The sequence below is a fragment of the Synechococcus sp. H60.1 genome (assembly GCF_047462335.1).
Taxonomy (GTDB): domain Bacteria; phylum Cyanobacteriota; class Cyanobacteriia; order Thermostichales; family Thermostichaceae; genus Thermostichus.
Genome location: NZ_JANSJA010000269.1, coordinates 1 through 3,784, shown reverse-complemented (window position 1 = coordinate 3,784; position 3,784 = coordinate 1). Strand labels below are relative to the sequence as shown.

Below are 3,784 nucleotides of genomic sequence, written 5' to 3'. Positions count from 1 at the left end.
ACTGCAGGGCTACCCTTCGCGTCAGCGGCGCGTAGCGCTTAAGCCCGCTCCGTACCGCTTAGCGGTCGGAGCCGGGTAGTTTACTAGTAGTTTACTATCCAACTTCTGCAGTCGCAGCAACCGAATGGCGACACTTCGTCCGAGGGATCCGTCCAGACGCAGCCGGGATCCCTAGGGTTGAGGCTCGAGGTCGCTTCAAATAAGCTGGAAACACGCCGGGCTGGCCCTTGGCATTCTGTGGGCCGTTTCCGGTCTTCGCCCCGCTTCCGTAGGCCCCCTCTGGATATGGAGAGAGCTCCTGTGCGTTGCCTTGGGATGGAATAGCTCCACGGAGCTGGCGAAATGGCCGTTAATTTGTATTAGGACTATAGTGCAGTCGGCTATCATAAAGCCAAAACTGTTCTTGCTGGGTGGATTAGTCTCGTTCGGCGAGCTGCAGCGATGCCCACTTCTGCAGAGTCTCTGTCCTCTCCGCTTCCCCAAGGCGAGGCCCTCAAGCCCTCGGTGGTGGCGGCGCGGGAGCCTTTTTTGGGGCTGCTGCGGGATCTGGCGCGGGCTTACCAAGCCTTTGAAAACTACGCCAGCGCTCACATTCGTCAGATAGGGCTGACCGCCCCCCAATTCGATGTGTTGGTAACCATTGGCAACACTCCTGGCTTGACGATGAATATCCTGGCCCAGAAAACGCTGGTTACCAAAGGGACGCTGACCGGGATCGTGGATCGCCTGGAACAAAAGGGGCTAGTGCGCCGCGAGGTACCTCCAGAAAACCGCCGCTGCTTCAAGATCGTGCTTACCGAAGAGGGGGAAAAACTGTTTGAACAGGTCTTCCCGGCCCATGTGGCCTACCTGAAAGAGCGCTTTCAAAAGCTGAATCCGGAAGAGATGGCTCAGATCCAAGCCTGCTTGAAAAAGCTGCAAGCAATTTTCTATTAGATCCCTCCTTGCGAGAGAGGCTAAGCAGCGGGACTTTTCAGCAGGTGCAGTCAGCTCTGCCTAGGGCTAGATCGAGGAGCTAGCCACTGCCTCACCCCAAAACCCAGAGCATGAAGGTCACTCCCAAGGTAACGGCGCCGAAGAGGGCATAGCTAATCCGGCGCAGTGGCTGCAGTTGCATGGCATGCAGATCCTTAAGCCAACCCAGCCCCAGCGATTCCACAAAGCGATCTAACACTGCTTGCATGGGGTAGGCGTAAACGGATCCCTGTTCTTTGAAGTTGACTAGCACAACTAGCAGCGTGGCGTAGCCCCAGAGGAGGCCCCAGAGCACAGCACTCAACCCGATTAAGATGGGCTCAAGCATCGACCTTCCTTGGTCTCCTGGGGGCGTGACCGCCGTCCCCCCGACGGAGTTCTTCGAGCTGAAGAGCTGGATCTCATTTTCAGCCTCTTTATCTGCTTGAAGCTACCCTCCCACCTCTAGGCCCGCTTTCAAGGGCCAGAGCAGGGGTGTCCTGCCCGTCCAAGGCAAAAGATGGCAGACTAGGGTTACCAGTCCAAGCCATCTTGACTAATGCCCATGAGCTCTCGCTACCTGCTGCCCCCTGCCGAGCCCAAATCCGTCGGCACCGCCTATCTCCTCTGGGCGTTGGGCATATTCGGCATCTGCGGTGTCCATCGCTTTTACCTGGGCAAAACCGGGACAGGCTTTCTCTGGTTCTTTACCTTTGGCCTGTTGGGAATTGGCCAGTTGATTGACCTGTTTTTGATCCCAGGCATGGTGGAAGATTACAACTTCAAGCTGGCCGTCTTGCAAGGGATCCGCCCCTCTGGGGCTCCCGTCAAGTCTGTCTCGGCCCCGCCTCAGCCTTTGAAGGGTCAGGCGCTGATGCGGGAGATCCTACGGCTGGCGCAGCAGCGACAAGGGATCCTCACCCTCTCGGAGATCGCCATCGAGCTGCCTGCTGACTTTGACGAGATTGAAAAAGCGCTGCGAGAGCTAAGCCGACGGGGCATTGCCTCCCCTGAGAACAACCTCACCACCGGCGCAGTGGAGTACCACTTCCCTCACCTGTTGCGCTCCCCTGGCGACCGGCGCTCCCTCTGACAAGGTCCTACTGGGATCCCAGGATCCCCCGCTGTTTGGCCAGTTGCATTGCCCGGTGAAAGGCCAGCAAGCCCAGCCCGAAGTAGAAAAGGCCGCTGGCCAGAGCCATGAGCAGCCGCAGGGGATCCAATCCCACCTCCCGCACCATCAGATCCCGCAGCAGGCCAGCCCCTGCCGTCATGGGTAGCATCTGCCCCAGCCACTTCAGGGATCCCGACCACTCTTCTGTGGGGGTGGCTAGGAGAAAGAGCAGGCCAAATTGGCTCAGGATCAGCAGTTGTTGAATGCGCTTCCAAATCAAGGCAGCAGATCCCAGCAAAAACGAGAAGCCATAGGCCCCCAGCACCACGCTCAAGAGGGGCAACAACAGAGTGGGAGGAAAGCGCAGCCGGCTGCCTGTCAACAGCAAAATGACGCCCAAAATAACGACGACGACGGAAAAGCGCAACACCAAGCTGGCGCAGGCCCGCGCCAAAAACAGGGTGGCCGCCGAAAAGGGCGAGAGCAACACCTGCTCCAAGGTGCCTGTCTGGGCTTCCACCTGCAAGTTGAGGGCAATATCGTTCACCACAAAAATCACCAGCGTCCAGAGCACATAGCCGATCACCACCGCGTCCAGCCGTTCGCCAAATTGGGAGGCCGGCCCCGCCACATACTGAGCGCCGGCAAAGAGGGCATAGAAGAAAAAGGTGGTGATCAGGATCCCGCCCAGGGCTTCTGCCGGATAGCGGATGTACTGGATCCAGGCCCGCTTCAGCTCGGCCCAAAACAGGTGTATCGCCTGCATCATCCTCGCCCATCCCCTCTTTTTAAGAGCTTGAGAAAAATGTGGGTGAGATCCGCTTCCTCTCGCTTAATGCTAAGCAGGGGCAAGGGCTTGAGGATCTCCAGCACCTGATACAACGCCTCTGAAGAGCCGCCAAAGCGCAACTGATGGAAGCCGAGAATCTCCACCCCTTGCTGGAGCAGGCGCTCCGCCCGGCTGGGATCCAGGTCTTGTTCCAACTCAATCCGATAAGTACTGGCTGCGCCGGCAAACTGGCGGATCAGCTCCTGCGTGGGGGCCTGGCAGAGGATTCTCCCCCCCTCGATCACGGCCACCTGGTCTGAGAGGGCCTCGGCCATCTCCAGTTGGTGGGTAGTGAGGAGAATGGCCCGACCTGCAGCGGCAATTTGGCGGATCAAGGATTTCACTGCTTGGGCGGCTTCCACATCCAGCCCCAGGGTGGGCTCATCCAAAAGTAGCAGAGCCGGCTGGTGCAAGAGGGCAACAGCAATGGCCACCTTCTGCTGCATACCCCGCGAAAGGGTCTGCACAGCAACATCCCGTTTTTCCAGCAGGCCAAAGGTCTCCAGTAGCTCCAGCCCCCGCTGGCGAGCCGTTCTGGGGGATAGCCCCCGCAGCACGCCAAAGTACTCCAAGTTTTGCAAGGGGGTCAGCCGCCAGTAGAGGTTGCGGTTGCCTTCCAGCACCGCCCCCACCTGGGCCAGCGCACCCGCATCGGCGTGGGGATCCCGTCCCAGGATGCGCACCGTGCCAGCATCCGGCCGGATCAGCCCAGCAATCATCTTGATGGTGGTGGTCTTGCCGGCTCCATTGGGCCCCAAGAAAGCCAGGATCTCCCCTGCCGCCAGCGTCAGAGAGACATCCACCACCGCCCGCACCTGCTTGCCCCCCTGCCGGTAGGTTTTCTGGAGGTGGTGGGCTTCGAGAACTTTCATGACTTTTTTATTTCT

At 59.0% G+C, this 3,784-nt stretch carries 5 protein-coding genes; 2 read left to right on the top strand and 3 right to left on the bottom strand.

Annotation, left to right across the window (positions count from 1 at the left end):
- The first annotated feature begins 441 nt into the window (after window positions 1–441).
- Window positions 442–936, top strand: coding sequence for a MarR family winged helix-turn-helix transcriptional regulator (locus NW852_RS12415; RefSeq protein ID WP_414366740.1), 495 nt, complete (start codon window positions 442–444; stop codon window positions 934–936).
- A 91-nt stretch (window positions 937–1,027) separates the two neighbouring features.
- Here the strand turns inward: NW852_RS12415 and NW852_RS12410 are convergent, their stop codons facing one another.
- Window positions 1,028–1,303 carry a hypothetical protein gene (locus NW852_RS12410; protein WP_414366738.1) on the bottom strand — a complete coding sequence of 92 codons (276 nt, stop codon included), beginning with the start codon at window positions 1,301–1,303 and terminating at the stop codon, window positions 1,028–1,030.
- A 216-nt stretch (window positions 1,304–1,519) separates the two neighbouring features.
- On the opposite strand from NW852_RS12410, the gene NW852_RS12405 reads away from it, so the two are divergent.
- Complete coding sequence (locus NW852_RS12405; RefSeq protein ID WP_414370342.1) at window positions 1,520–2,047, top strand: TM2 domain-containing protein; 528 nt, start codon at window positions 1,520–1,522, stop codon at window positions 2,045–2,047.
- 7 nt (window positions 2,048–2,054) lie between these two features.
- Here NW852_RS12405 and NW852_RS12400 read toward each other — a convergent pair whose 3' ends face one another.
- Both NW852_RS12400 and NW852_RS12395 read right to left on the bottom strand, forming a co-directional pair.
- The gene (locus tag NW852_RS12400; RefSeq protein WP_414366735.1) at window positions 2,055–2,837 is read right to left on the bottom strand and encodes an ABC transporter permease; all 783 of its coding nucleotides are present in this window, start codon (window positions 2,835–2,837) and stop codon (window positions 2,055–2,057) included.
- Window positions 2,834–3,784: ABC transporter ATP-binding protein (locus NW852_RS12395; protein ID WP_414426792.1), on the bottom strand; the 951-nt coding region annotated here is incomplete at its 5' end. The genes NW852_RS12395 and NW852_RS12400, both read right to left, overlap by 4 nt.

Coding starts and splice junctions, on each gene's coding strand:
- NW852_RS12410 (WP_414366738.1), bottom strand. CDS start 1,303: ATGCTTGAGCCCATCTTAATCGGGTTGAGTGCTGTGCTCTGGGGCCTC.
- NW852_RS12400 (WP_414366735.1), bottom strand. CDS start 2,837: ATGATGCAGGCGATACACCTGTTTTGGGCCGAGCTGAAGCGGGCCTGG.
- NW852_RS12415 (WP_414366740.1), top strand. CDS start 442: ATGCCCACTTCTGCAGAGTCTCTGTCCTCTCCGCTTCCCCAAGGCGAG.
- NW852_RS12405 (WP_414370342.1), top strand. CDS start 1,520: ATGAGCTCTCGCTACCTGCTGCCCCCTGCCGAGCCCAAATCCGTCGGC.